Annotated in this window: 2 protein-coding genes and 1 pseudogene; 1 reads left to right on the top strand and 2 read right to left on the bottom strand. The window is 58.0% G+C overall.

The annotated features are described in order from the left end of the window. Positions 1-281, top strand: a 281-nt coding sequence (locus NKH42_RS31020; protein WP_352974827.1) for an aldehyde dehydrogenase family protein, incomplete at its 5' end; no start/stop codon positions are given. Between the two features lie 193 nt (positions 282-474). Here NKH42_RS31020 and NKH42_RS31015 read toward each other — a convergent pair. Next, the gene (locus tag NKH42_RS31015) at positions 475-783 is read right to left on the bottom strand and encodes an ATP-binding protein (RefSeq protein ID WP_352974825.1); all 309 of its coding nucleotides are present in this window, start codon (positions 781-783) and stop codon (positions 475-477) included. Positions 784-840: 57 nt separating this feature from the next. Next, a pseudogene (locus tag NKH42_RS31010) lies at positions 841-1145 on the bottom strand (IS21 family transposase); the annotation flags it as partial. Between the last annotated feature and the right edge of the window lie 931 nt (positions 1146-2076).

The following is a 2076-nucleotide window of genomic DNA, read 5'->3' as shown; positions in this document are numbered from 1 at the left end:
TTTTCGACGACCCAGTGATGGGGATCGATCTCGCCAACGACACCGATCAGGGCTTGGCAGCGGGTGTTTTCACCCGAGATATCGATCGGGCTCTTTGGAGCGCTGATCGCCTTTGGGCTGGCCAAGTGTACGTGAATGGATGGTACGTCGGCGGCGTAGAAACCCCGTTCGGTGGAATAAAGCAGTCTGGCTACGGTAGGGAGAAGGGGCAGGAAGCACTTGATGGCTACGTTCAGACGAGAAATATCGGCATCCGGATCTCACAACCAGTATCAAGGTAAAGGAGCGCAGCATGAATATATCGGTCAGATCGGTATTACTCGTCTCCCATCCGCCGACAGTTGCTTCACTAAGTGCCGGACAGTTTGACGACGTTGGTCCCCGGGTGCCTTGTTGCGTTCATGCGTGATTGATTTCGCCGTTTTTGGCGCCGGTCAAGAGGGGCGCAGCTTGTGCTTGCGCATGCTGTCGCCCTCAAAGCTGATGCGGTGAGCTTTGCGACGATCCTGTCGAGAATGGCGTGGGCGACCGTGGGGGCAGGTCATGCCATCTGGCCACCGGGACTTGGGCCGTGATCAGGGTCCATTTTCGCCGATAGTGTTCCTCGATGATTTTGAACACGTGGAAGCGCTGCTGGTCTGTGAGGCTGTGGGTCCCGAAGTCGTCGAGAATGAGCAATTGGACGCGGGTGAGCTTGTCGATAAGGCGGGGAAAGCGGCCATCGAGGCGGGCGAGCGCCAGGCCTCGACCGGGCCAGCTCCGCAGAGCCGGCAAAGCCGACACCGCCGCACGCCAACATCCGCGGCTCTACCTATTACCAGTGAAGAAAGGAAGAAAGATTTCGCGCTTCAGCTCCCGGGCGACCCGCGCCCAATCCGGCTCGCTCAGATCCTGCGGCGGACGGCCCATTCGGTGAAACAGACGCTGTTCCAGCGCCGCACGTCGCCAAAGCCCGCAGGGGGGAGCCAGCACATAGCCCCGCCTCCCGCGCCCGCAGTAAATAGGTCGAAACCTCGAAACCGAGGTCTTGCCGATCTTCAGTCGCTCTGCGACCTCGCACACCGAAGACCCTGTTCATGGGTCAGGCGCAGGATCGTTCGGATATCCCGCACGCTCGTTCGTCTCGCTTGCTTCCGTCTTGGTATGGGCTCTCTCGGTTCGATGATGAGAGAGCCAAATGCCAGAACGGCACAGCCGAGAACCGACCGTCAAATCCACCCCGGAAACCGTCGAATTAGCGGAATCACTGTCCGGGGAGTTAGTGAAAACGCTGTGCGGGACTTACCGGAAAAGGTGTCCGGGACTTGCTGAAACACGCAATCGGGAGGTCTTGCGGAGATTTGGCCCTGTCGAGGTGTTGATCATAAGTGTCGAGTTTGCACAGGGCAAGATCGCGCTGGCATGTCGCCGAAACGTTCAAAAACGCCAGGAATCCGCATCGCGATTTGTGAGAATTGTGGCAAGCTCTGGCTGCAGGCGCATGAGCCCTGGCCGGACCGCTCCGAGACACATCCGAGGGAGTCTTTTATGCCAGTAGTCAAAGGTCCGCAGGTATTCCTCTCTCGTGATAATCTGCGGAGGCTCGCTGCGGTGAAGCGAAGATAGCTGAGCTGATGCGCCGCGGTTGTCATCACCAACGAAGCAGACATCACTTACCTCACGAGGGCCGTTCGCTCACATGTATGACACGCGCGATGTCGTCATCCTGGCCTCGCGGGAAGAAGTGCAACTTGACTGCCGACTTGGCTTGAAAAGTTCAGGCGCCGTGATGGCATCACGGTCGTTGGCAATCTCGCCGAGGTATTCCACCCAAGTGTCCGCTCTCTGCCACAGCGATCGAAATCCGCTCCTTGTGAATATCCAAACGGACAACTCTGCTATGTTCCATATGCTCGCCTCTTATCCATGAGGCTGTGCGTCGGCCAGCCGGCTTAACCCTCGTACCGTTGAATATCGGATGCACCCTGTGGCCCAGCAATCATAGGGATGAGCAGCTCGAAGAGCGGTGCCAACGTGGGCTGCTTATCGAGGTGGTTGATGAAGTCTCCGATCAACCCGAGTTGTTTCTCGGAGAAC

It is taken from the genome of Mesorhizobium sp. M1142 (assembly GCF_040318565.1).
In the GTDB taxonomy this organism is placed as follows: Bacteria; Pseudomonadota; Alphaproteobacteria; order Rhizobiales; family Rhizobiaceae; genus Mesorhizobium.
The sequence above is the reverse complement of the archived record's forward strand: the minus strand, read 5'-3'. Positions and strand labels throughout refer to the sequence as shown.